This window comes from Pseudomonas atagonensis (assembly GCF_011369485.1).
Classification (GTDB): Bacteria; Pseudomonadota; Gammaproteobacteria; order Pseudomonadales; family Pseudomonadaceae; genus Aquipseudomonas; species Aquipseudomonas atagonensis.
The window spans coordinates 239,158-263,833 of the sequence record NZ_VXCA01000012.1 but is presented as its reverse complement, the minus strand read 5'-3'; the positions used below and the strand labels follow the sequence as shown (position 1 = coordinate 263,833).

General features: G+C 58.7%; 19 protein-coding genes. 8 read left to right on the top strand and 11 right to left on the bottom strand.

The window, feature by feature from the left end; translation table 11 throughout:
* Positions 1-3: 3 nt before the first annotated feature.
* Positions 4-381 (top strand): response regulator, encoded by a 378-nt coding sequence (locus tag F2P67_RS09210; protein ID WP_007963558.1) that lies wholly within the window; start codon positions 4-6, stop codon positions 379-381.
* Positions 382-435: 54 nt separating this feature from the next.
* Here F2P67_RS09210 and F2P67_RS09205 read toward each other — a convergent pair whose 3' ends face one another.
* The 3 genes from F2P67_RS09205 to F2P67_RS09195 all read right to left on the bottom strand — a co-directional run bounded on the left by F2P67_RS09205 (position 436) and on the right by F2P67_RS09195 (position 4,782).
* A complete protein-coding gene (locus F2P67_RS09205; RefSeq protein ID WP_166219636.1) occupies positions 436-2,106 on the bottom strand; it encodes an ATP-binding protein in 1,671 nt (556 codons plus the stop codon).
* Entirely contained in the window at positions 2,103-3,605 is a 1,503-nt protein-coding gene (locus F2P67_RS09200; protein ID WP_166219634.1) for an ATPase domain-containing protein, read from the bottom strand. The genes F2P67_RS09205 and F2P67_RS09200 overlap by 4 nt, the downstream gene beginning before the upstream one ends.
* Before the next feature lie 121 nt (positions 3,606-3,726).
* Positions 3,727-4,782, bottom strand: a complete 1,056-nt coding sequence (locus tag F2P67_RS09195) for a tetratricopeptide repeat protein (protein WP_166219632.1) — start codon at positions 4,780-4,782, stop codon at positions 3,727-3,729.
* 170 nt (positions 4,783-4,952) lie between these two features.
* Here F2P67_RS09195 and F2P67_RS09190 point away from each other — a divergent pair, with 170 nt between their 5' ends.
* The 3 genes from F2P67_RS09190 to F2P67_RS09180 are packed head-to-tail and all read left to right on the top strand — an operon-like array spanning position 4,953 to position 8,260.
* Positions 4,953-7,088 (top strand): FUSC family protein, encoded by a 2,136-nt coding sequence (locus tag F2P67_RS09190; protein WP_166219629.1) that lies wholly within the window; start codon positions 4,953-4,955, stop codon positions 7,086-7,088.
* Positions 7,078-7,278: a DUF1656 domain-containing protein gene (locus tag F2P67_RS09185; RefSeq protein ID WP_166219627.1), complete on the top strand. Its 201-nt coding sequence runs from the start codon at positions 7,078-7,080 to the stop codon at positions 7,276-7,278. Before F2P67_RS09190 ends, F2P67_RS09185 begins: the two co-directional genes overlap by 11 nt.
* Before the next feature lie 4 nt (positions 7,279-7,282).
* Complete coding sequence (locus F2P67_RS09180; RefSeq protein ID WP_166219625.1) at positions 7,283-8,260, top strand: HlyD family secretion protein; 978 nt, start codon at positions 7,283-7,285, stop codon at positions 8,258-8,260.
* Positions 8,261-8,321: 61 nt separating this feature from the next.
* Here the strand turns inward: F2P67_RS09180 and F2P67_RS09175 are convergent, their stop codons facing one another.
* The 7 genes from F2P67_RS09175 to F2P67_RS09145 all read right to left on the bottom strand — a co-directional run bounded on the left by F2P67_RS09175 (position 8,322) and on the right by F2P67_RS09145 (position 17,359).
* Positions 8,322-9,743 (bottom strand): efflux transporter outer membrane subunit, encoded by a 1,422-nt coding sequence (locus F2P67_RS09175; protein ID WP_166219623.1) that lies wholly within the window; start codon positions 9,741-9,743, stop codon positions 8,322-8,324.
* Positions 9,740-12,919 (bottom strand): efflux RND transporter permease subunit, encoded by a 3,180-nt coding sequence (locus F2P67_RS09170; RefSeq protein ID WP_166219621.1) that lies wholly within the window; start codon positions 12,917-12,919, stop codon positions 9,740-9,742. Before F2P67_RS09170 ends, F2P67_RS09175 begins: the two co-directional genes overlap by 4 nt.
* Before the next feature lie 15 nt (positions 12,920-12,934).
* Positions 12,935-14,188, bottom strand: coding sequence for a multidrug efflux RND transporter periplasmic adaptor subunit MexE (gene mexE / locus F2P67_RS09165; protein WP_166219619.1), 1,254 nt, complete (start codon positions 14,186-14,188; stop codon positions 12,935-12,937).
* Positions 14,189-14,473: 285 nt separating this feature from the next.
* The gene (locus F2P67_RS09160) at positions 14,474-14,989 is read right to left on the bottom strand and encodes a hypothetical protein (RefSeq protein WP_166219617.1); all 516 of its coding nucleotides are present in this window, start codon (positions 14,987-14,989) and stop codon (positions 14,474-14,476) included.
* Positions 14,986-15,720 carry an alpha/beta hydrolase gene (locus tag F2P67_RS09155; protein ID WP_166219615.1) on the bottom strand — a complete coding sequence of 245 codons (735 nt, stop codon included), beginning with the start codon at positions 15,718-15,720 and terminating at the stop codon, positions 14,986-14,988. The genes F2P67_RS09160 and F2P67_RS09155 overlap by 4 nt, the downstream gene beginning before the upstream one ends.
* A 4-nt stretch (positions 15,721-15,724) precedes the next feature.
* Positions 15,725-16,222 carry a PAAR domain-containing protein gene (locus F2P67_RS09150; protein WP_166219613.1) on the bottom strand — a complete coding sequence of 166 codons (498 nt, stop codon included), beginning with the start codon at positions 16,220-16,222 and terminating at the stop codon, positions 15,725-15,727.
* A gap of 219 nt (positions 16,223-16,441) precedes the next feature.
* Positions 16,442-17,359 carry a LysR family transcriptional regulator gene (locus F2P67_RS09145; RefSeq protein ID WP_166219611.1) on the bottom strand — a complete coding sequence of 306 codons (918 nt, stop codon included), beginning with the start codon at positions 17,357-17,359 and terminating at the stop codon, positions 16,442-16,444.
* A 270-nt stretch (positions 17,360-17,629) separates the two neighbouring features.
* Between F2P67_RS09145 and F2P67_RS09140 the strand changes: the two genes are divergently transcribed.
* The 4 genes from F2P67_RS09140 to pgm all read left to right on the top strand — a co-directional run bounded on the left by F2P67_RS09140 (position 17,630) and on the right by pgm (position 23,866).
* Complete coding sequence (locus F2P67_RS09140; protein WP_166219608.1) at positions 17,630-18,652, top strand: zinc-dependent alcohol dehydrogenase family protein; 1,023 nt, start codon at positions 17,630-17,632, stop codon at positions 18,650-18,652.
* Positions 18,653-19,198: 546 nt separating this feature from the next.
* Positions 19,199-20,662, top strand: coding sequence for a hypothetical protein (locus tag F2P67_RS09135; protein ID WP_166219606.1), 1,464 nt, complete (start codon positions 19,199-19,201; stop codon positions 20,660-20,662).
* Positions 20,663-20,714: 52 nt separating this feature from the next.
* Positions 20,715-22,115, top strand: coding sequence for an aminotransferase-like domain-containing protein (locus F2P67_RS09130; RefSeq protein WP_166219604.1), 1,401 nt, complete (start codon positions 20,715-20,717; stop codon positions 22,113-22,115).
* 104 nt (positions 22,116-22,219) lie between these two features.
* Positions 22,220-23,866, top strand: coding sequence for a phosphoglucomutase (alpha-D-glucose-1,6-bisphosphate-dependent) (gene pgm / locus F2P67_RS09125; RefSeq protein WP_166219602.1), 1,647 nt, complete (start codon positions 22,220-22,222; stop codon positions 23,864-23,866).
* Positions 23,867-23,950: 84 nt separating this feature from the next.
* On the opposite strand, the gene F2P67_RS09120 is transcribed toward pgm, so the two are convergent.
* Positions 23,951-24,646: a pirin family protein gene (locus F2P67_RS09120; protein WP_166219600.1), complete on the bottom strand. Its 696-nt coding sequence runs from the start codon at positions 24,644-24,646 to the stop codon at positions 23,951-23,953.
* Between the last annotated feature and the right edge of the window lie 30 nt (positions 24,647-24,676).

Sequence of the window (24,676 nt, the reverse complement as noted above, 5' to 3'; positions counted from 1 at the left end):
CCCATGAGCGTAGATGCACAAGATGTAGTACTCGTCGTCGAGGACGAACCGGTTATCTTGATGGTCCTGACCGATTATTTGTCAGGGCAGGGGTATCGCGTGTTGCAGGCCGAAAACGGCGAGCAGGCGTTCGAAATCCTCGCGAGCAAACCGCATCTGGACATGTTGATCACGGACTTTCGCCTGCCCGGCGGTATCTCCGGCGTGCAGATCGCTGAACCTGCGGTAAAGCTGCGCCCCGACCTCAAAGTGATTTTCATCAGCGGCTACCCGCAGGAAATCCGCGAAACCGGCAGCCCGATCACGCAGAAGGCGCCGATTCTGGAAAAACCGTTCGATCTGGATGTGTTGCAGGAAAAGATTCAGGAGCTTCTGGCCTGAACGCAGGAGCCGGATCTACCGCTTGGCGCGGTAGATCCTGCACTACGTTGCGTATCAGATTCTGATCATCTCGCGCACCTTGGCGGTCAACAGATCGAAGGTGAAGGGCTTGGTGATCATCTGCATGCCCGGGTCTAGAAAACCGCCACGCACCGCTGCGTGCTCGGCATAACCGGTGATGAATAACACTTTCAAACCTGGTCGGTACTGCCGGCCAATTTCTGCCAATTGCCGACCGTTCATGCCCGGCAGGCCGACGTCGCTGATCAGCAAATCGATGCGTTGCGTCGAGTTGAGAATCGGCACCGCGCCGTCTGCATCGGCTGCCTCGACAAACGCATACCCCAACTCACCGAGCACGGCGCTGACCAACACGCGTACGGCGGGGTCGTCTTCGACAATCAGCACAGTTTCGCCGTCCAGTGCGTCCGGAGCATGGTGGATATCAGAGTCAGGTGCGGCGAGTTCTTCGCCACGGAAGCGCGGCAGGTAGAGGTTGACCGTGGTGCCCTGATCGATTTCGCTATCGATCGAGACGTGACCACCCGATTGCTTACTGAACCCATAAATCATCGACAGACCCAAACCGGTGCCCTGGCCAATCGGTTTGGTGGTGAAGAACGGATCGAACGCGCGGCTGATCACGCTCTGCGGCATACCGCTGCCGTTGTCGGTGACGCTGAGCACGACATAATCGCCGGGTTCAAGGTTGCTGTAAGCCTCGGTAAACTCTCGGTTCAGTGCCTGGTTACGGGTTTCGACCACCAGTTTGCCGCCATCAGGCATGGCATCGCGGGCATTGAGCACCAGATTGAGCAGGGCGCTTTCCAGTTGATTGGGATCGGCTTCGGCGATCCATAACTCTTCGTCCAGACGCATGTCGAGCTGGATGCTTTCGTTGAGGCTGCGCTGCAACAGCTCGCCCATCGATTGCACCAACTCGTTCATCTGTACGGCTTTTGAATCGAGAGACTGCCGGCGCGAAAACGCCAACAAGCGATGGGTGAGGCCGGCAGCGCGGTTGGCTGAGGTCACGCCCAGGTCGATCAGACTATCGAGGTCGTCAGTTCGGCCGCGGGCCAGACGCCGACGCAACAACTCCAGGCTGCCGATGATGCCGGTCAGCATGTTGTTGAAGTCATGCGCGATACCCCCGGTGAGTTGCCCGACCGCTTCCATTTTCTGCGACTGGCGCAGGGCTTCTTCGTTGTGACGAAGCTGCGCGGTACGTTCCTCGACCTGTTGCTCAAGGGTTTCCAAGGTCGATTGCAGCCGGCGCTCGCTTTCACTCAAGTCGATCAGACGATCGCGGGCTTCATATTGTCGTCGCCGCCCGCGCATGGCTGCCGACACCAGACTGACCAGCGTTGCCGGATGGAACGGGCGCTCAAGGAAGGTCACATTGCCCAGCAGATCACTGAGGCGCGAGGAGGGGCCTTGCTCCGAACCACCGTGATGGGTCAGCAGCACAATCGGCAAGTCCGACCACGCTGGTTGCTGCTCAAGATGCAGCAGCAAGGTTTCCAGATCGGGGCCGCGCAGGGCTTCAGCGGCAATCAGCAACAGCCCGGCACCGGGATCCAGTTCGCTGCACAACGTACCCAGATCCGCAGCAATCACACCGCCGTAGCCGGCTTCATTGAGAATCATCAGTGCAATCTGGCTGTCACGTCCCAGGGGCGCAAGAATCAGCGCCCGTTCGGACAGCGGCACGATGACCGTCACAAGGTTTCTTCCTTGAGCAGCGGGTTACTCGCGCCGAGGTAGGTAGGAACGCCGCGAAGCACGCCCTGGAACGCTTCGAGCGGTTCGCCGATGGTCATGCCGTTGGACGCAATGCGGTATTCGCGAATGGTCGATTCGTGGCTGCCGGTGCGTTTTTTGATGATCGAAATGGCCCGACGGACTTTGCCGAGGGCTTCAAAGTAACGCAACAGAACCACCGTGTCGGCCAGGTAAGTGATATCGACCGGCGCTTGCATATCGCCGACCAGGCCATGCTGGGCGACGGTCATGAAGGTCGCCGCGCCTTTGCGGTTCAGGTACAGCAGCAGTTCGTGCATGTGCAGCACTAGCGCGTTTTCTTCCGGCATCGCTGCCTGATAGCCGTTGATACTGTCGATCACTACGGTTTTGATGTTGCCGTCATCGACGCAACGGCGCACTCGATGGGAGAACTCACCCGGCGACAGTTCGGCGGCATCGACCTGTTCGATCAGCAGATTGCCGGTCGCACGCAATGCCCGCAAGTCAATACCGATGTTCATCATCCGGTCGAACAGCAATTCCAGTTCTTCATCAAAAATGAACAGCGCGGCTTTTTCGCCGCGTTGTACAGCAGCAGCGGCGAAAATAAGCGAAATCAACGATTTGCCAGTACCGGCCGGGCCAAGAATCAATGTGCTGGAACCGGTTTCGATGCCGCCGCCGAGCAAGGCATCCATTTCCTTGATGCCGCTGCTCAATTGCTGACGCGGATAATCGCCACGATGTTCGGCGGCGACCAGACGCGGGAAAACATGCAAGCCGTCGCCCATGATGGTGAAGTCGTGATAACCGCCGCGATACTTCTGCCCGCGATATTTGACGACGCGGATCCGACGACGCTCGGCGCCGTAATTGGGCGTCAACTCTTCAAGACGAATCACCCCGTGGGCCACGCTGTGTACGGTCTTGTCGAGGGATTCGGTGGTCAGGTCATCCAGCAGCAACACCGTGGCGTCGTAGCGCACGAAATAGTGTTTGATCGCCAGAATCTGCCGGCGATAGCGCAACGAACTCTGCGCCAGCAAGCGTATCTCCGAGAGGCTGTCGAGCACGACGCGGGTCGGTTTGAAGCGCTCGACCACCTCGAAAATCTGCTTGGTCGCTTCGCCCAGCTCCAGGTCGGAGGAGTACAACAGACTTTGCTGGTGCTCGGCATTGAGCAGACTTTCCGGCGGCGTCAGCTCGAAAATATGGATGTTTTCGTCCAGCTCCCAGCCATGGGAGCGCGCTCCCTGGCGCAATTCACGCTCGGTTTCCGACAGCGTGATGTACAACGAGCGTTCGCCGGCACGGGAGCCGGCTAAAAGAAAATGCAAAGCAGCGGTGGTTTTGCCGGTGCCGGGTTCGCCCTCAAGCAAAAACACATGGCCGCGTGACAGACCGCCGGCAAGGATATCGTCCAGGCCTTCGATGCCGGTGGCAGCTTTCGCACTGATGAACTCGTTGGATGTAGACAAAGAATGCCCTCTCATGACTAGGGGAAGCGAGGCGGCTCGCACGATTTCGGGCTGCCTGATCACTTGACCTTTTGCCGAGACGGCGGTTCCGATTTTTGTTCGCCGAGACGTGAAGGGGCGCTCAAAGCCCCTGTTGCAGGGCCGGGTCGTCCGGATTCAATTGTTCAAGTTGAGCCAGCAGAATCTGCACATTCTGCAACTGGCCGCTTTCTTTCCAGTAATTGATCAGCAACACCCGCGCCTTGCGGTCGGCCGGGTGGCGCTGGACGATTTCCTGCAGCTGGTTTTGCGCGGCGTCCAGCTCCTCGGCTTCATGCAGGGTGGTCGCGAGGTCATAGCGGTAATCCTTGTTGTCCGGTTCAAGCTCGACCGCTTTCGAAAGACCGAGCAGGGCGTATTCGCGCTGGCCGTGGTGCAGCAGCCAGAGGCCGAGGGCGTGCTGAAGATACGCCGAATCCGGCTGGGCCTTGAGTTGCTGGGCGAGCAGTTGCCGGGCTGCATCGGTCTGCCCCTGACGGTCGAGCACATCGATCTGCATCACCAGCGCAGGCAGATTGCCCGGTTCCAGGCGCAACGTATTGTCCAGCGCGACCTGCGCTTCTTTGAGTTCGACGTTATGAATGTAGAGACGCGCCAATTGCGCGTAGGTGGCGGCGCTCTCGGGTTGGCTTTTGAGCGCCTGCTCCCAGCCGTCGATGGCTTGCTGCAACGGGGCGAAATACAGGCCCAGCTCATCCGGGGTCAAACCGAGCAGGGCATTGATTGCGGCAAAACGCACGTTTTGATCGGCATCTTCAAGCATCGGCCCCAACAACAGGCTGCGTTGTCCGCCGGGCACCAGGCCAACCACACTTTTGATCGCCGCCAGACGCACCTCGGGTGCCTCATTCTGCAAATCCGCGTCGGCAAGCTTCAGCGCCTGCGGGCTCGGATAATTGGGGAGTTCGCCATGCAGCCAGACGCGCCGTTTGACCGAAATATCCGGCCGCCCCAATTGCTGATAAAGCTGCCGCGCCGCGCCCGGTTGACCTTTGCGGGCGGCGTCGAGTGCTTCGCTGTAACCGTGCCGGATCGCGTCTGGCACCACGGGCGTGGTGCTGCGCAGCGACAACCACGCAACGACGACAATGAGCACAAGACCCAGGCTGATGAGCAAGTAGCGGCGAGACTGAGGCATGCAGATTTCCGAAAACAGGCGTACTTGAGCAGAGCGGCAAGCTTCGGTCAGCTCGGGCCGGGAGTCAAACCCGGTATGCGAATCGCCCTACAACACGCGTCGAAATTGTGAACCGTCAGGCTTTGATTGCAGTGTCTACGCTTGCAGGAGTTGCTTCGACGAGTGTACCCATGCAATCCCTGCTCAATTATTTCAAAGCGGTCATCCATCCCGGTCAGGCAGTGCTGCTGTTTGCCTTGCGCACCATTGCGGCCGGGCTGCTGACGCTTTACTTGGCGTTTTTATTCGATCTGGACCAGCCCAAGTGGTCGATCATGGCTGTGGTGATTGTCAGCCAGCCGCTTGCCGGGATGGCGCTGGCACGCAGCTTTGGCCAAGTAATCGGTACCACGCTGGGCGCCGCCGTGGCGGTGCTGATCATGGCGATTTTCCCGCAGGCGCCATTGCCGTTCATAACCACGCTGGCCTTGTGGCTGGCGCTGTGCACGGCGGGCGGTACGTTGTTGCGTTACACCAGCTCCCAGGCCTTTGTGCTCAGCGGGTACACCGCCGTAGTGGTCGCGTTGCTGGCGATTCCGGATCAGGACGGCACCTTTCTTCTTGCGGTAACCCGCGTGACCGAAACGTTGCTGGCCGTGGCCTGCGTGTGTGTCGTGAGCCTGCTGACCGCACGGCCCGAAGCCGTCGCCAAAGGCTACTTCGCCAAAGTCGATCAGGTCATCAAACTGGTCGCCAGCCACGCCGCTGCAGTGATTCGCACCGAAGAAAGCGATGCCGAATTCCAGCGCCGGCAAATGCAGTTGCTCGGCGAGATCAGCGCGCTTGAAGGTTTGCGCCGCCATCTGTATTTCGATGCGCCACGTTTACGCAGTGCCAACAACCTGGTGTTGATGTTGGGCAATCAACTGATGTTGCTGACGTCACGGCTGACCGCTTTACGCCACCAGCGCGAATTGTTGACGGAACGCTGGGAGGGCGATCTGCCGCTGGAAGTCCAGCGTCTGCGCGCTGAAGAACTGGCGCTGCTTGATCAACTGGCGCAGCAGGGGCGTTCACTGCCCGCCGAATCGCGGTATCACTTTGTCACGCTGCAGCAACAGTTCGAGGCCTTGGCTTACAAGGCTGAGCAACTGACCGAAGACATGAGCGCCACCTTGCGTTCACTGGCGTGGGCCTTGCGCTGGGAACAGGCGCGGCTGTTACAGCAACTGGAGCAGATTCTGGAATTGAGCGAAGCGATTCAGGACGGGCGTGAAGCCAGTTGCCTTTATCGCGGGCAGACCAGCCCTTTGCATCTGGATTTCACATTGGCCTCGATGAACGCCATCCGTGCTTTTACCGCATTGCTGGTTGCCGGGCTGATCTGGATTGAAACCGCGTGGGACGGCGCGCGTGGCGGGATGATTCTGGTGGGGATTCTGTGTTCGCTGATGGCTACGTTTCCAAGGCCCTTGATGGCGGCTCAGAGCTACGCGCGGGGGCTGGGCCTGGCGCTGCTGGTTTCGGCGCTGTACCAATTCATGCTGGTGCCGGCAATCAGTGATTTCGAGTTGCTGGCGTTGATCATTGCTCCGTTGCTTTACGTTATCGCGGTGGGGCTGGCGAGCCCGGCAACCGCAGGTATCGGCATGGGACTCGGGTTGTCGAGTTTTCTGATGCTCGGCCCGCAGAACGCCGGCACGGGGCAAAACACGGCCATTCAGTGGTTCGAGTTCGCCGGTGCCTACGTCAGCGCGGCGATGCTGGCGCTGATCGTCTACGCATGGATTTTCCCGTTCCGTCCGGCATGGCGCATTCGCCGGTTGTACAACGAGGCACGCGAGCAGGTCTATGAGCTGGGCAAAAGACCGGCCACCGATGAGGAGCAATTCGCTTTCGAGAGCCGCATGGTCGATCGTCTGACCAGCATGCTGGGCCTGTTACCTGCGGTGAATGACCGCACCATGCAGCGCCTGTATGAAATCAGTCTGGCTTGCGTGGCACTGGGGGTGGCGATGCACCAGCTCAGGCAGCAGGCGCAGAACAATGCCTTGCTGACGGACACTTTCAGCCAGCGTCTGTCCTCGGCCCTGCGCAAGACCGGACGTTTCGTCGCCGGGCGCGAGGACGTGCAATTCAAGCCGCTGCTGGTCACGCTGCACGCATTGGGTGATGCGCTGGATGAACTGCATGTCGCCAGCCATGAACATGTGTGGTCAGTGTTCCGTATGCGCGTGGCCCTGCTGATTGTCGTGTCATTCCTGGAGCGCCACGGCGAGCACTTGCAACGCAACGCCCCGGAAGGAGAACCGGCCCTTGCCCATTGACTTCGAAATTGGCGGCGTCTATTTGCCGCCCATAGCCCAGGCCTTATTGCTGGCCATACCGATATTCATGGTGCTGGATTGGGGGCTGCGCCGTCTGGGTGTTTTGCGTCTGGTCTGGCATGAAGCACTGTTTGAAGGTGCCTTGTATGCCTGCGTCTGCGCCGCGCTGATTCTGCTGATGGGAGCCTGATGCCTTGAAAGTGTTACTTGCTCGATCAATGACGTTGGCCGTGGTGGTGCTGGCCATCGTGCTCGGCTGGTTTGCCTGGGAACATTACACCCGTGCCCCGTGGACCCGCGATGCGCGGGTGCGAGCCGATGTGGTGACGCTGTCGGCTGACGTTTCGGGGCGTATCGTCAGTCTGGCGGTGCAGGACAACCAGCACGTCGACAAGGGCCAGTTGCTCATGCAAATCGACCCGGCGCGCTACACCCTGGCGGTTGAACATTCACGGCGCTCGGTGGAAGTGGCCAAGGCAACGCTGGGGCAATCACAGGCCGCAATCGTTGCCAGCGAGGCATTGCTCAAGCAGCGGCAAAGCGAGGAGCGGCGTCGGCGCACCCTCAAACAGGGCTTCGCGATCTCCGGTGAGGAATGGGAGAAGTCCAGCACTGACGTCGCTGTGGCCCAAGCCGATTTGTTACGCAATCAGGCCAATCTCGGTCTGGCCGAGGCCAATGTGCAACTGGCGATTGCCGCACAGACTCAAGCTGAACTGGATCTGCAACGCACCCGCGTCGAATCGCCGGTCAGCGGCTATGTCACCAATCTGTTGACCCGTGAGGGGGATTACGCGGTGGCCGGTGGTGCGTTGTTGGCGCTGGTCGACAGCGGTTCCTTCTACGTCAGCGGTTACTTCGAGGAAACCAAATTGCCACGGATCGAGGAGGGTGATCGTGTGCGGATTCAATTGATGAGCGGAGAAACCTTTGGCGGCACAGTGCAGAGCATTGCCTTTGCCATCGCCGACCGGGAGAACGCGCCGGGCAGCCGCCTGCTGGCCAACATCAACCCGAGCTACACCTGGGTGAAACTGGCACAACGGGTGCCGGTTCGGATCGGTATCGACGGCGATTATGCCGACAAGAACCGCTTGCGAGCGGGCACTACCGCTACGGTGACGGTTCTGGAGCATGAAAAAAAGGCACAAAAAAGCCCCGCGACCGAATGATACGCGGGGCAAAAAATTGGTTGGTTGCGGCCAACCAAAGGAGCTCTTTAACAATAGAAGGTTATTTGCTGGCGACCGTCTCTGGTTGCCAGCCGCCGCCAAGGGCTTTATAGATCGCGACGATGCCGCGATACAGATCGACTTCGGCCTGAGCCTGGCTGTCTTCGGCGTTCAGACGTTCACGCTGGGCGTCCAGCAGTACAAGAAAGTCCGTGGTGCCTTCGCGGTAGCGAATCTCGGCGAGATCGGCAGCCTTGCGGCTCGATTCGCTCTGGCGGATCAGCGAGATCAACCGTTGCTGACGTTTGCCGTAATCGCTGAACGCGTTTTCCGACTCTTCGAGAGCCAGCAGCACTTGTTGCTCGTAAGTCGCCAGTGCGCCTTCGGCATCGGCATCGGCGCCGCGCAAACGGGCGCGGACGCTGCCAAGGTCGAACGCCGCCCAGGTGATGCTCGGGCCCAGCGCCCAGGCGTTGGCCGCCGAGGAACCGATCTGCGAACCACGGCCGGCCGTCCAGCCGAGGAAACCGCTAAGGCTGACCCGTGGGAACAGATCGGCTTTCGCTACACCGATCCGCGCCGTGGCAGAAGCCAGTTTGCGTTCGGCGCTGAGGATGTCCGGACGACGCTGCAGCAGTTCGCCCGGGTTACCGATTGGCAGTGCCTTGGCGATTGCCGGCAAGTCTTTGGGACTCAAATCGACAGTCAGCTTGTCCGGACGCTCACCCAGCAGGGTGGCGATGCGGTTTTTCTGCCGAACCTGTTCCGCCTGCAATTGCGGCACGCTGGCTTCGACCGAGGCCAGACGCGCGTCGGCACGTTCGACGTCGAGCTGATCGCCAACGCCGGCGTCACGCAGGCTGATTGTGATCTTGCGCGACTCCTGCTGATTGTTCAGGTTGGCCACGGCGATTTTTTCCCGCAGCTGGGCACCGCGCAATTGACCGTAGGCATCGACCAGTTCGGCAATCATGGTGACTTGCAGTTGATACAGATCGGCTTCGGCGGCTTGCTGGTCGGCGTCGCTGGCTTCCAGATTGCGCTGGATACGCCCGAACAAATCCAGTTCCCAGGCCATGTCCAGCCCCAGGTCATAGCGTTCACTGTTGACCCGTTTGGTGGTCTGGCCTGGGATTTGACCCTTGGCCAGATCACTGCTGGCGCGGCTGGTGATGGTCGGCATCGCATCGTTGCTGACGTCGTCGCGGATCGCCCGGGCGGCTTTCCAGCGAGCGAATGCCACGCGCAATTCACGGTTGCCTTGCAGCGATTGAGTCACCAACTGGTTGAGAGTCGGGTCGTCGAACTGCTGCCACCAGATGCCTTCGAATTTCGAACGGTCGAAGTTCTTTTGCCCGGCGGCGCCGTCGGTGACGGCCGTGATGTTGGCCGCCTCCGTGGCTGGGGTCTTGTAGTCGGGGCCGACGGCGCAGGCGCTGAGGGCCAGCACCAGCAGACTCGGCAGGAAGACTTTCAGACTCATTGTTGCGCCTCCAATTTCAGGGCCTTGGCCGCTTTGCGGGCTTCACTGCGTTCGACAAAGTTGCGGATCAGCACGTAGAACACTGGCGTCAGCAGCAGACCGAAGAAGGTCACACCGAGCATCCCGGAGAACACCGCCACACCCATGGCGTGACGCATCTCGGCACCGGCACCGCTGGAGAACACCAGTGGCACCACACCCATGATGAACGCGAACGAGGTCATCAGGATCGGCCGCAGACGCAGACGGCAGGCTTCCAGTACGGCGGCCAGCGGATCGAGGCCTTCTTCCTGTTTGTCCTTGGCGAACTCGACGATCAGAATCGCGTTCTTACAGGCAAGTCCCACCAGTACGATCAAGCCGATCTGGGTGAAGATGTTGTTGTCGCCGCCGGAAATGATCACGCCAGTGATGGCCGACAACAGGGTCATCGGTACGATCAGGATCACTGCCAGTGGCAGGCTCCAGCTTTCGTATTGAGCCGCCAGTACCAGGAACGCCAGCAGTACGCAGAGCGGGAACACGAACAGTGCGGTGTTGCCGGACAGAATCTGCTGGTAGGTCAGGTCGGTCCACTCGTAGGTCATGCCGTTCGGAAGTTCATCCTTGAGCAGTTTCTCGATAGCTTTTTCCGCCTGGCCGGAGCTGTAACCCGGAGCTGCCGCACCGTTGATTTCAGCGGTGATGAAGCCGTTGTAGTGCATCACGCGATCCGGCCCCGAGGTGTCGCTGACCTTGATGAAGGTCGCCAGCGGGATCATTTCGCCCTTGTTGTTACGTACTTTCAGCTGACCGATCTGGTCGGATTCGAGGCGGAACTGCTGTTCGGCCTGAACGTTGACCTGATAGGTGCGCCCGAAGCGGTTGAAGTCGTTGGCATACAGCGAACCCAGGTAGATCTGCAGGGTGTCGAAGATGTCGCTGACCGCCACGCCGTGGGTCTTGGCTTTTTCACGGTCGATGGCGGCATCGACTTGCGGCACGTTCACGGTGTAACTGGTGAACAGGCCGGCCAGTTCCGGCACGCTGTGGCTCTTGTTGATGATGTTCATGGTTTCTTTGTACAGCTCGTCGTAGCCCAGGTTGCCCCGGTCTTCGATTTGCAGACGGAAACCACCAATGGTGCCCAGACCTTGTACCGGCGGTGGCGGGAAGATCGCCATGTAGGCTTCCTGAATGTTCGCGTACTGGCCGTTCAAGGCACCGGCGATTGCACCTGCGGACATGCTCGGGTCTTTACGTTCATCGAACGGTTTCAGGGTCACGAACACGATGCCGGCGTTCGGGCTGTTGGTGAAACCGTTGATCGACAGGCCAGGGAACGCTACGGCGCTTTCCACGCCTGGCTGTTTCAGAGCGAGGTCGGACATGCGCTTGATCACGTCTTCGGTGCGATCCAGGCTTGCGGCGTCCGGCAGTTGCGCGAAGGCCACCAGGTATTGCTTGTCCTGGCCGGGTACGAAGCCGGTCGGCGTGTTGGAGAAACCGAAGAAAGTCAGCACCATCAGGCCTGCGTACAGGAACAGAGCGATGCCGCTACCACGGATAACCCGGCGCACGGTGCCGACGTAGCCATGGCTGGCACGGTCGAAGAAGCGGTTGAACGGGCGGAACAACCAGCCACCGAAGATCTTGTCGAGCACCTTGGAGAAGCGGTCTTTCGGTGCGTCATGACTTTTCAGCAGTACGGCGGCCAGCGCTGGCGACAGGGTCAGCGAGTTGAAGGCCGAGATCACGGTCGAGATCGCAATGGTCAAGGCGAACTGTTTGTAGAACTGACCGGTGAGGCCCGAGATGAATGCCGCCGGGACAAACACTGCACACAGCACCAGCGCTGTGGCAATGATCGGGCCGGTCACTTCACCCATGGCTTTTTTGGTCGCATCGAAAGGGTTGAGCCCCAGTTCAATGTTCCGTTCAACGTTCTCCACCACCACGATGGCGTCGTCCACCACGATACCGATCGCCAGTACCAGGCCGAACAGCGACAAGGCGTTGAGCGAGAAGCCGAACAGGTGCATCACCGCAAACGTACCGATCAACGAGACCGGCACCGCCACCAACGGAATGATCGAGGCGCGCCAGGTTTGCAGGAACAGGATCACCACCAGCACCACGAGGATCAGTGCTTCGAAGAGGGTGTGAACCACCGCTTCGATCGAGCCACGCACGAAGATCGTCGGGTCATAGACGATGCTGTAGTCCATGCCTTGCGGGAAGCCTTTCTTCAGCTCTTCCATCTTGCCGCGAACTTCGTTCGAGATATCGATGGCGTTGGAGCCCGGACGCTGGAAGATCGGGATCGCCACCGCCGGCTGGTTGTTCAGCAACGAACGCAGAGCGTATTGGCTGGAGCCCAGTTCAACGCGAGCGATGTCTTTGAGGCGAGTGATTTCACCGTTGTCGCCTGCGCGAATAATGATGTTTTCGAACTCTTCCTCGGAGACCAGACGCCCCTGAGTGTTGACCGACAGCTGGAAGCTTTGGGCATTCGGAGCAGGGGGCGCACCGAGTTGACCGGCCGCGACCTGACGGTTCTGTTCACGGATCGCGGTTACCACATCGGTGGCCGTCAGATTGCGCGAAGCAGTCTTGTTCGGATCGAGCCACACGCGCAGCGAGTAATCGCCCATGCCGAACAACTGCACGTCACCGACACCACCGAGGCGAGCGAGCTCATCCTTGATGTTGAGGATTGCGTAGTTGGACAGGTAGAGCATGTCGTAGCGTTTGTCCGGCGAGGTCAAGTGCACAACCATGGTCAGGTCGGGCGAGGCCTTGTCGACGGTGATACCGATGCGCGTCACTTCCTCGGGAAGTTTCGGCTCGGTACGAGTCACCCGGTTTTGTACCTGCACCTGTGCGTTGTCCAGGTCAGTGCCCAGCGCGAAGGTGATGGTGAGGGTGATCTTGCCGTCAGCGGTCGACTGCGAGGACATGTACAACATGTTCTCGACGCCGGTGATGGCTTGCTCCAGCGGAGCGGCCACGGTTTCACCGATGACTTTCGGGTTGGCACCCGGGAAGTTGGCGCGTACCACCACCGTTGGCGGCACGACTTCCGGGTATTCGCTGATCGGTAGCTGGAACAGCGAAATCGCACCGGCGATCAGGATCAACAGCGACAGCACCGCTGCGAAGATCGGCCGTGAAATGAAGAATTGGGAAAAATTCATCGGAGTTGTCGTCCCTTAACCGCGTGGGGTCGTAGCAGCCAGCTTCACAACCGAGCCCGATGCACCTTTGGCAGGTGCGACTTTGGGCAGGTTGCTGGCTTCCAGCGCTTGACGTTGTTGAGCGAGTGCCGCGATGGTTTGCTCGCTGGCCATCGGGATCACTTCAGGCGTGACCGGGGAGCCAGGGCGAACCCGTTGCAGACCCTTGACGATGATCGTGTCGTCCTTGTTCAGACCGGTGCGGACAATGCGCAGGCCTTCGATTTTCGGACCGAGTTCGACGGCGCGGTAAGCGGTTTTGTTGTCCGCATCCATCACCAGCACGAACTTCTTGCCGAGGTCGGTACCGACCGCTTCGTCATTGATCAGCATGGCGTTGTAGGTGCCACTGCCCACCAGTTTCAGGCGTGCATACAGGCCCGGGGTGTAGGTGCCGTCGCTGTTGTCGAACACGGCGCGACCACGGATGGTGCCGGTTTTCGGGTTGACCTGGTTATCGACGAAGTTCATCTGGCCGAGGTGCGGGTTGCCGTCTTCATTGGACAGGCCCATGTACACCGGAGTGGTCGCACCGCGCTGACCCTGGCGAGCCAGTTGGGTGTATTTGAGGAATACGCGCTCGTCGGCGTCAAAGTAGGCGTAGACCTTGTCGGTAGACACCACGCTGGTTAACGGGGTGGTGTCGGCGGTCACCAGGTTGCCGGCGGTGATTTCCGCACGGCTGACGCGACCGCTGATTGGCGCGGTTACGCGGGTGAAGCTCAGGTTCAGTTTGGCCAGATCCAGTTGTGCTTGCAGGGCACCGACAGCGGCGCGGGCTTCTTGTGCGGCGCTGGTGCGCGAGTCGGCCAGTTCTGCGGAGATGGCGTTGCTGGCACGCAGACGTTCACCGCGACCGGCTTCGTTTTCACTGCGGGTGGCGTTGGCGCGGGATTGGGCAACCAGTGCTTCGAGGCGGCGCACTTCGGCCTGGAATGGGCGGGGATCGATCTGGAACAGCAAGTCGCCTTTCTTGACCAGCGCGCCTTCGGTGAAAGCCACCTCGTCGATCTGGCCGGAGACCCTTGGGCGAATCTCAACGGTTTCCGGCGCTTCGAGGCGCCCGGTGAATTCGTCCCACTCGTTGACCGGTTGTTCCAGCACCTTGGCCACGCTGACTTTGGCAGCGGGCATGGTGGCGGCAGTCTCCGGAGTCTTGCCGCAGGCGCTCATCACCAGCACGGCCAACATGGCCAAGGGGAAGCGCAAATGTTTGAGTGACTGTTCCATGGAATCATCCGCCAATGTATTGAAGATGGGCGGATGATGCTCGGCGGGGTGTGATGGCACGAATCGAATGAAGCAAAGGTAACTATCATTCGGAATGATATAAGACCGATGCGAGCCCTCTAGCATGCACCTTTCGTTAGGGGGCTATCAATTGGTTTGAAGGCAATTCTCTGTTACCCGTGACGCAAAGGTCGAGGGTCAGGCTGCACGGCGGCGATTACGCGAAGATTAAAAATACCGCCCCCACCTTGGCAACGGGGGCGGCAATTGACCTGCGAAAGGCGTCTATCTGAATATCTGCTCGATCATCACCCTGGACGGGATATCCAACGTATTCGAGTAATAGGCTTCGTAGCCATAGGCAGTTATGCGAACTTTGCACGGGATTGAAGTTTGCGACTCGAGCAACGGCTTGATGGCTTCATAGTCATTCAAGTCGCGTTGCGTTCCATTCGGATTGGTGTAGTAAAAGATCAGTTCCGAGGAAAACTTGTAATTGGGTTTGGCTTGACTGCTGGCGAGGACTCGTCCTTCAGCTTTTATGGCAATTGAATGCTCGGATGAGAACTCCGTGTCTCGATTCAGAGAGCAAATCAGAGTTGGTGAGAGTTGATTGGCTTTTTCGTAATCATTGAAAGCGTTCTGCAAATCCACAGTTGAGCTGAAGTGCGCTGTGAACAGATTGCTGGCCCCCAGTTCGAAGGACGATAACGTGAGATCGGCCGGTGGAATACTGGCCGTTTTTACACAGCCACTACAGAGAAGCACTGCAAGATAAATGACAACGCCTGGTCTGTTCATTGGCCGAAGATACCGTTGATTGAGTCAAAAATCAGATCGCAGGCGGACTTGGTCCCTTGAACAGGCTCGATGAACATCCAGTCAGCCGAAGCATGGTGTCTATCAATGGTTTTATTGACGGTCGGACCTGCCTCGATGATCCAGCGCTCCCCGAAATCAGCGACGCCATCAGAATTATCCGGTTTGCTGGCGTTCGCCCTGATGTTGATCCATGTTTCGGCAACCGGCGTTGGTTCGGAAAAGTAGATGTCGGAACCCAGCCATACAAAAAAACCTTCACCCACTGGATCGAGCGTCACCAGAAACTTGATGGTGTAACCGGCCTCGGACAGGATCTGTGACAGATGTGCGCCATTCCACCCGCCGAGGCTATGGCCGACGATATAAACCGGGCAGGATTTACTGGGTATGTTTTCAATGAAGTGAGTCTGAATGTCGCCGGAACCCCTTGCGTCCTTATAGCTTTTGGGGAGTCCGGTATATTTCGTCTTCAGCTTCGCGTTGCCGGCGATTTTTGCGTCGAGCAGTTTTTGGGCGTCATCGATATTGTGGAAAGCGCCCTGGAAATAATATTTTTCCTGGTCGGCCGCCCCACCAATGAAAAAGACGATCGCCTTCTTCGCTGGAACAGGTGCCGTCTTTACTGTCTGATCCTTCACGACGGTCAACGTCGGTGTGACTGACAGGCTTGCGGTATTACCGTTGGGAAGTTTGATTTGCTCTGCCGGCATGTTGTCAGTCTTCCAAAAACAGTTTTATGGTTTCTGCCAGGTGTGAACTCACAACGTGTGTGAATCCCGACGCATCACTGGTTCCATACTCGAAACTGCCGTCCGCACGTTGAATGGCGTAGCCATGATTGGGCATGGGATCACCGGTGCTTTCGTCGATCAATTTGATCTTGTCGCTGAAGTGCACTGGCATCGGCAGCAAGCCGCTGAAAGGTGCCGGGACGAATGTGTCTCCGATGATGACTGTTCCGGAACCCCCCACAACGACATTGCCGTGCCCGCCCGTGCTGTCTAACGTCGCAGCGTTCAAGCCATTGATGAATACTGTTGCGCTGACGCCTCCGGTGATGGGGCTACCGCATGCGGACTTGTCGGTCATCCGGGCCGCAGCAAGGCCGTCAAAGTTGACATTGGGTGAGCCACTGGCGATCGGATTTGTTCCATGTCCTGGAAGAGGGCAGCTAGTGGGATCTGTGAGGCGTGCAGCAGGTTTTCCGCTCATGTGAAGTTCCGTTTCAAGATTTCAGGCCAGGCAACTGCGACGGTTGCACGTGTTCGCTTTCAATCACCTTGATGGTGTTCGAAAAAAGCGAAGGGCACCGGTGCTTGTATACGTGCAGCACGCATAAAATTTTACCGTCCCTGGAAATTTCGCCGCGAAGAATGCCGCAAGCCACTGCCGCGTTCAACTATCTCTATGACGCGTTTTTGGCAGCGTCTACTACGTCAGACTGTCCGGGTCGCCGAAAAACATCTGAATTCGCGAGCGTAACCACCGCTCGCCCGGATCGTTATCCTGCGACCCACGCCACGCCATGTGCAGCTCGAACGTGCGCGTCGGCAGCGGTGGATCTTCTGCCCGTACGCCTCCGGCAGCCGTCAGCGCATCAGCCGTGTAATCCGGCACGGTCGCAACGATGTCGGTCCCGGCCAGCAACGTACTGAGTCCGTTGAACTGCGGCACGGCCAGCACCACATGCCGTTTGCGCCCGAGTTTCTCCAGTTCTTCATCGATAAAACCACTGAGGTCGCCGGCGAACGACACCAGCGCATGGGGGCGGGCACAGTAGTCGTCCAGGCTCAACGGCCCCGGCACGGTATCGGCACGCAGCAGTTTCGGCTGGCTGCGGCGCAAGACTTTGCGTTTGGCGTTGGCCGGCAGGTCGGTGGTGTAGCTGACACCGATGGAGATTTCGCCGGAGGCAAGCAGGCTCGGCATCAATATGTAGTTGACTCGACGCACCACCAGAACAATGCCCGGCGATTCGGCGCGCAGACGTTTGAGCAACATCGGCAACAGGGCGAACTCAACATCATCGGACAGGCCGATGCGGAATACCGAGGTGCTGGTCGCCGGGTCGAATTCTGCCGCTCGGCTGACCGCCGTGGAAATCGAGTCGAGGGCAGGCGAGAGCAGGGCGAAGATTTCCACCGCGCGGGCGGACGGTTCCATGCTGCGTCCGGTGCGCACAAACAGTGGGTCATCGAACAGGCTGCGCAGGCGTGAAAGCGCCGCGCTGATGGCCGGTTGGCCGAGAAACAGCTTTTCGGCGGCCCGGGTCACGCTGCGTTCGTGCATCAATGTTTCGAACACGATCAGCAGGTTCAGGTCGACACGACGCAGGTCATTACGATTCATCTGGAGTCCTGGCAGAGTCATCAAGCTTGACGAGGGCGGCCATATGAGAACAATGGCCGGCATGAATCTTACGGGGAAAGGCTGGTACTCTGCACCGGAAAATTCAGCTTTACTGAGACGGTGGCAGCAGTTTTTTCATGGATTTTGCCGATGCCGCGCTTGCTGTGGAATCAATGACAGGCATGTCGACTATTAATAGCCACTGATAGTCTTGGGTTAAAAGCCCAGATAGAGTTCAGGGCATTAGAGGTTACTTTGACGAGGTTTGCGATGTCCCGCACGATCCGTTTTCACAAGTTTGGTCCGGCCGAGGTGCTCAAATGCGAAGAGCATGCGGCCGCTCAGCCAGGTCCTGGCGAAGTGCAGGTGCGTGTCGAAGCGATCGGCATCAGCTGGTATGACATTCTCTGGCGTCAAAACCTGGCGTCGTCCCAGGCCCGCCTGCCATCGGGCCTTGGTCACGAGATGGCCGGGGTGGTCACCGCTGTCGGTGACGGCGTGGATGATCTGTCGGTCGGCGACAAGGTTGCCAGTTTTCCGGCCGAGAGTCCGAACGACTACCCCGTGTATGGCGAGCAGATTGTGTTGCCACGCACGGCGCTGACCCGTTATCCCGGTGTGCTCAGCCCGATCGAAGCCAGCGTGCATTACACGCCACTGCTGATCGCCTATTTTGCCTACGCCGATCTGGCACGGGTCAAGCCGGGGCAGTTTGCGTTGGTCACTGATGCCAGCCATTGCGCCGGGCCGTCCTTCGTCCAGTTGGGCAAGGCGCTGGGCGTGCGAGTGATTGCCGCGACCAAAACGGCGGAAGAGCGTGAGTATCTGCTGTCGCTGGGCGCCGAAAAAGTCATCGTCACCGAGGAAGAAGATCTGCTGATGCGGATCAACAAGATCACTGACAACCGTGGCGTCGATGTCGTGTTCGACGGCCTCGGTGGCCCGCAGATGTCGCTGCTTGGCGATGTGCTCGCACCGCGCGGCAGTCTGGTGTTGTACGGGTTGCAGGGCGGCAACCAGACGCCGTTTCCGGCTTGCGCGGCGTTCCAGAAGAACATTCAGTTTTTTGTGCACTGCATCGGTAACTTCACCGGCAAACCGGAGCTGGGCATCACCCAGGATCACGTCGCATTGCAACGTGCCCTGCGCGATATCAACCAATTGACCGCTGACCGTGTGCTGCTGCCGTTGAAGACGCGTGTCTTCCCGTTCAGCGAGTTCGTTGAAGCGCACCGCTACATGGACGAATGCCCATGCCGCGAGCGAGTCGCTCTTCAAGTCGAACCGGCGTAATCCTGCCAATCAGAGTCCGTGACCCCACGGACTCTTTTGTTTCCCCCCTCCGCAACACACGAGACCTTCCGGAGCCCTTGTGCCCGAAACCGTTCGAAAACTGAACCGGTTTTTGCTCTCGATCTGTATCTTCTAATCGCCCTGTAAGCCCTGATAATTGAATGACTACTTTCATCTCAAGGAATGAGCTATGGCTGTGCATTCTTATTGCCCTGCGTGTTCACGTGCATATGTGTCTGATTGCCACGATGCTTTCTGTTTAAGACTTGTAGGGCGCTTCCGAAACTGCTTCTGTTTTTCTTGTACTCATTCTGTGCAAGGTATTGTCGGAAATTTCCTAGGAATTTTCTCCTTCGAAAAATACTCAATACTGGCAATGACTTACGAAAGATATTTGTCTGCTTTCAAAAATAACCGGCCCATGTGTTTCAAATAACTACTGAAGCGTAAGTGCTAGGATTCAAGTACCTATTAATTATCGAACAATTGTCGTGTGGCTCGAATGCAGCTGCGCGTTCGAACACTTTTATATCGGGTAATGTCACGATGAGCGCAATTCACGATCAGGCAATGAATTATGTCTACCAGCAAGTTCTGCAGCGCTTGCTGAGTTATTTCTCCCGTGCCGAACGCACAGCGTTGCAATTGCTGATCCAGCGATTGACCGTGGCGGCGGGCGGATCCGATCGCATCAGTGACTTCAAGGTTCTGGTGATCCAGTCAGGGACGCGAGACAGCTGTTACAACCTGGCATTGCTGCGCGCCGCCCAGTTGAGCCTGGCGTCCCGGTCTCCAGCCACTTTCCAGTTGCGCGTTGCCACATTGCGGCGCAATGGCACCAGCGCTGCTGCGATGCAATGCATGCATCGCAGCTTCGGCGCGCTGTTCCTCTACGACGACCCGCGCGTCGAGGTGCTGATGGTCGATCATCGACAGGTCATGCCTTTCGACCATCAGTTGCCAATCAGCGAAGAGGGCAGTGCGACCACGCCGATCAGTCTGCTGATGATTGGGCACCGACGCACTCACAACGAAGCGCTGGAGCTGTGGGATGAGGAGTATCTGGCAACGGCCGAGTTTTACGGCCAGATTGCCCGATGGAACAACGGCGTGGACGCATTGGTCGGCAGTGAGCCAGTGCGCCGCCAGAAGCAGTTTCTGGAAGGACTGGATCGTGCGGTTCAAAAAGCCGGAATCGGCACGTTGCCAGCCAATTTCGCCGGGTTCGAGTCGTTATTTGCCATTCTCGACGGTCTGGGCGGAAACTATTATCGGGAAATTTATCCAGCCAGCGAACAGACACTCTGGCGCCCGGAAGGCCAGTTTGAAGCGTGCAGACGCACCGGTTACGTCGATATAAACGACCTGCTTGTCGGCAATTTAGAGGAGCGCTGGCCGCTGTTGACCGAGTTCCTCGGGTTCCAGCTGGACGAGTCGGCGCGTTATCAGGAGGGCAGTGAGCATGTCGATCCGCTGATTACCGCGCACCTTCACGGCTTGCAGAAACAATTCATTGCCGGCGGTGATTACCGCGATGGCTTCACCCAAAGCCTTCAAGGTCTGCTGATCAGCATGCGTCGCAGCCTGGTTCCCGAGCCGGTCTGCCAGCAATTTGAAGCGGCACTGGACAGCGCGCAAGCCTGTGAACTGCAGCGCGAGCTGGCGGCCGTCTGGCTGCAGAAAACCTTTGGTCTGGGCGAAATGCAACTGGTGTGTCTGCTGTTCACGCCGTTTACCAGGAGCGGTGAAGGGCTCGAACGTTTTCTTCGTCAGTGCCACCCCGGCATGCTGGTGGCGTTGCCAGACCTGCACCGTGCCATGCAAGGGCTGCACGCACCTGAGCAGGTATTGAAGTGGATGATCGACGTCAGCGGATTGCCGATCAATCTGATCTGCCGGTTGTACGCCATGGAGCCTGTCTGCGCGTCTCTCGAAAATACTCAGGAGAACGTCGAGGCTAGTGAAAGCGCAGACGAAGGAACGTTGTGCGACCGCTCTGCGGAAGGTTGAACGTGAGCGTGTTCCTTGCAAGCGTGGGGCTGTACAGGACGGGTTTTCGTACATGAAGGCAGCGCGCGAATCCGATTTTGCCTATCAGGCGGTTTACCGTTATTTGCAGCAGTTGATCAACGAGCCGGAAGGTGATGCCGATGCGCGTTTGCCCTCGTTGCGACAACTGTCCGTGCGCCTGAGCGTATCAATCTCAACCATTCAGTACGCCTATTCGCTGCTGGAAAAAGAAGGGCGGGTCTACTCGGTGGCGAAATCGGGGTATTACGCCCGGCTGGACTCCCGCGCAACACTGCCCAGCGGCAGTGACGATCTACTCGAGACCCTTTACATCAATGCCCGGCGCCCCGGCATGTGTGTGCTGAGCGCTGACGAGCCGGCGTCTTTGCATCCACTGGAAGGCCCCTTGTTGACGCTGGAACGGGTGCTGCTGCGTCAGTATCCGCGCCCGACGCAACCGCTGGCACAACCCTGCGGTGACCTGGAATTGCGTACGGCACTGGCCGCTCGCTACACCACATCGCCTGCGCATTGTTGGCACGCCGACGACGTTTATATCGGCGCTGACTTGCGCGGTGTACTTGAGGTGTTGATTTGCGTCCTCGAACTCAGACACGCGACGGTTCTTGTCGAGTCGCCCTGTGACTGGGTGATCCTGCAACTGCTGCAAGCCAGTGATGTGCGGGTTCTCGAGATCCCGCTGAGCGCAGAGGGTGTGTTTGATCCACTGCAACTGGAAACCCTGCTTGAAACCGAACCGGTGCGGCTGGTGCTGCTGTCCTCCGCGTTGAACATGCCGCAGGGCAGCGTGATTCCACAGGTTAACCTTCATTCGATTGCCCAACTGCTCGCCCGGCACGGTACTTGGGTATTGGAGAATGATTGTTACAGCGAACTCGATGAACGAGTGGCCGGGCAGCGCCTGCGCGACCTGCTCGATCATGACCGCTTGCTGGTGTTTTCGACGTTCGAGAAGTTTATCGGTGCCGAAGCGCCCTACGGATTTGTGCTGTCGAGAGAGTTGCGCAATGAGTTGCAACGCCACTTTTTATTGCGCTCGTTCCGCCTGTCGCCGATTCGTCAGAGAGCCATCGCCCGGTTATACGCCAGCGGAAGGGTCGACCAGCATTTGCATGTCTTGCGCCGCTTGCTCAAAGAGCGCCGGACGCATTTGGTGCAGTTGTTGAATCAACGGCTGGGCGACGCCGTGCAGATTGTCGAGCCGCAGGGCGGCGCCACCGTGTGGATCCGCTCATTGCGTGCAGTCGATATGGGGCAGGTGTTTCGTGATCTGCTCAAGCAGCAGGTGGTGATTGCCCCGGGAGAGTTGTTCAGTTTGCAGGGTCTGCATATGCACCACTTGCGTTTGAGTGCCGTTGGGCACGGCGTTCACACGCTGGCAGCGGTTGCCGGGCTGCTGGGCGACGCGCTGCGCCTGGCGCCTGGCGACTAGTTCACCGTCTGTTAACGAGTGTCGGATCGATCCCGTCGCGTTGTGGTCGAACTGCCAGTAAACTGCGCTGTAATTCTCGAACCACTCTATTTCAGAGGTTTTGCATGACACTCAGTCCTTTTGCGGGCAAACCGGCACCGGCAGAGTTGTTGGTCGACATCCCGCGACTGGTAACGGCTTATTACACCGGCCAGCCTGACGCTTCGATTTCCACTCAACGAGTGGCGTTCGGCACCTCCGGGCACCGTGGCAGCTCCTTCGACTTGAGTTTCAACGAGTGGCACGTGCTGGCAATCAGTCAGGCCATCTGCCTGTACCGCGAAGAGCAGGGCATCAACGGCCCGCTGTTCGTGGGCATCGACACCCACGCATTGTCGACTCCGGCTGGCGCGAGCGCGCTGGAAGTGCTGGCGGCCAACGGTGTCACCGTGATGATTGCCGAGGGCGACGAATACACGCCGACGCCTGCGGTGTCCCACGCAATTCTCTGCTACAACCGTGGCCGCACCTCTGGCCTGGCCGACGGTATCGTCATCACGCCGTCGCACAATCCACCGCAAAGCGGTGGTTACAAGTACAACCCAACCAACGGCGGCCCGGCCGACACCCACATCACCAAGTGGATCGAAGCCAAGGCCAACGAACTGCTGACCAATAAACTCGCGGGCGTGAAGCGCGTCAGTTACGAGCAGGCGCTGAAGGCGAGTACCACTCACCGCCACGACTACCTCAACACTTATGTTGCCGACCTGATCAACGTGATCGACTTTGACGCCATTCGTGGCGCCAAGCTGCGTCTGGGCGTTGACCCGTTGGGCGGCGCTGGCGTGCGCTACTGGTCGGCAATTGCCGAGCACTATCGTCTGGACCTGGAAGTGGTCAACAAGCAAGTCGATTCGACGTTCCGTTTCATGACTGTCGACTGGGATGGCCAGATCCGCATGGACCCATCGTCCAGCCACGCAATGCAGGGGCTGATCGGTCTGAAAGAGCGATTCGATGTGGCGTTCGCCTGCGATCCTGACCACGACCGTCATGGCATCGTTACGCCATCCGGCGGCCTGCTGGCACCGAACAACTATCTGGCCGTTGCCATTGACTATCTGTTCCAGAATCGCCCGCAATGGCGCGCCGATGCCGCCGTGGGTAAAACCGTGGTCAGCAGCGGATTGATCGATCGCGTGGCCAAGCGCCTCAACCGTCGCCTGTACGAAGTGCCGGTCGGTTTCAAATGGTTTGCGGACGGCTTGTTTGACGGCTCGCTGGGTTTTGGTGGCGAGGAGAGCGCCGGTGCATCGTTCCTGCGCAAGGACGGCGGCGTCTGGAGCACCGACAAGGATGGTCTGATCCCTGCGCTGCTGGCGGCGGAAATGACTGCGCGTACCGGCCGTGATCCGAGCCAGGCTTACCGCGCACTCACCGATGAACTGGGCGAGCCGTTCTCGGTACGTGTCGATGCCAAGGCCAACCCTGAGCAGAAAGCACTGCTGAGCAAGCTGTCGCCGGAGCAGGTCACCTCGACCGAGCTGGCAGGCGAGAAGATCCAGAGCATTCTCAGCAAGGCGCCGGGCAACGACCAGGCCATTGGCGGTTTGAAAGTGATGACCGAAAACGGCTGGTTCGCGGCGCGTCCGTCGGGCACCGAAGACATCTACAAGATCTACGCCGAAAGCTTCATCAGCGACGACCACCTCAAACAATTGGTGGCCGAAGCGCAAACCCTGGTGGATGGTGCGATTTCGACCAAGTGATGCTGCTTTGAAAAATTGATCGCTGTAAATTTTCAAGCACAAAAAAAGGGTGACCACCAAGGTCACCCTTTTTTTGTCCGCGATTTACGCCAGATCGACCAACACGATCTCACTGTCCTCAATCGCTGTGACTGTCAGCACGTGCTCATGCGCCACCGCGACGCCGTCTCGAGCATTGGCGCGCAAGCCGTTGACTTCAATCACACCGGTCGCTGGCACCAGATACGCCCGACGCCCTTCATCGAGGCGATATTCCGCTGTTTCCCCAGCCTTGATATTGGCTGCAACCAGCCGCGCATCCGCACGAATCCGCAGACTTTGATCATCACCGTCCTTGCCGCTGGCAAGCGTTACAAACCCTTCGCGCTGGCCATTCGGGAAGGGCTTGGCACCCCACGACGGCGGTGCGCCGGTTTCGGTGGGCAGAATCCAGATCTGGAAGATCTTGGTGTCAGTCGCTTCCAGGTTGTATTCACTGTGAGCGATGCCGCTGCCGGCGCTCATCACCTGCACGTCACCCGCTTCAGTTCGGCCCTTGTTACCAAGGTTGTCCTGGTGAGTAATCGCACCTTCACGCACGTAAGTGATGATCTCCATGTCACGGTGCGGGTGTTGCGCAAAACCCGTGCCGGCAGCGATCACGTCATCGTTCCACACGCGCAGGTTGCCCCAGTTCATGCGTTGCGGGTCGTAATACTCGGCGAACGAAAAGTGATGATGGGCATCCAGCCAGCCGTGATGGGCACCGCCCAGCGTGCTGAAGGGTCTGAGTTCAAGCATGATCGTCTCCTGAAAAGGTTCGTCATGGGG

Coding starts and splice junctions, on each gene's coding strand:
- pgm (WP_166219602.1), top strand. CDS start 22,220: ATGACACTCAGTCCTTTTGCGGGCAAACCGGCACCGGCAGAGTTGTTG.
- F2P67_RS09150 (WP_166219613.1), bottom strand. CDS start 16,222: ATGAGCGGAAAACCTGCTGCACGCCTCACAGATCCCACTAGCTGCCCT.
- F2P67_RS09190 (WP_166219629.1), top strand. CDS start 4,953: ATGCAATCCCTGCTCAATTATTTCAAAGCGGTCATCCATCCCGGTCAG.
- F2P67_RS09135 (WP_166219606.1), top strand. CDS start 19,199: ATGAGCGCAATTCACGATCAGGCAATGAATTATGTCTACCAGCAAGTT.
- F2P67_RS09145 (WP_166219611.1), bottom strand. CDS start 17,359: ATGAATCGTAATGACCTGCGTCGTGTCGACCTGAACCTGCTGATCGTG.
- F2P67_RS09130 (WP_166219604.1), top strand. CDS start 20,715: ATGAAGGCAGCGCGCGAATCCGATTTTGCCTATCAGGCGGTTTACCGT.
- F2P67_RS09140 (WP_166219608.1), top strand. CDS start 17,630: ATGTCCCGCACGATCCGTTTTCACAAGTTTGGTCCGGCCGAGGTGCTC.
- F2P67_RS09170 (WP_166219621.1), bottom strand. CDS start 12,919: ATGAATTTTTCCCAATTCTTCATTTCACGGCCGATCTTCGCAGCGGTG.
- F2P67_RS09210 (WP_007963558.1), top strand. CDS start 4: ATGAGCGTAGATGCACAAGATGTAGTACTCGTCGTCGAGGACGAACCG.
- mexE (WP_166219619.1), bottom strand. CDS start 14,188: ATGGAACAGTCACTCAAACATTTGCGCTTCCCCTTGGCCATGTTGGCC.
- F2P67_RS09175 (WP_166219623.1), bottom strand. CDS start 9,743: ATGAGTCTGAAAGTCTTCCTGCCGAGTCTGCTGGTGCTGGCCCTCAGC.
- F2P67_RS09120 (WP_166219600.1), bottom strand. CDS start 24,646: ATGCTTGAACTCAGACCCTTCAGCACGCTGGGCGGTGCCCATCACGGC.
- F2P67_RS09155 (WP_166219615.1), bottom strand. CDS start 15,720: ATGCCGGCAGAGCAAATCAAACTTCCCAACGGTAATACCGCAAGCCTG.
- F2P67_RS09160 (WP_166219617.1), bottom strand. CDS start 14,989: ATGAACAGACCAGGCGTTGTCATTTATCTTGCAGTGCTTCTCTGTAGT.
- F2P67_RS09195 (WP_166219632.1), bottom strand. CDS start 4,782: ATGCCTCAGTCTCGCCGCTACTTGCTCATCAGCCTGGGTCTTGTGCTC.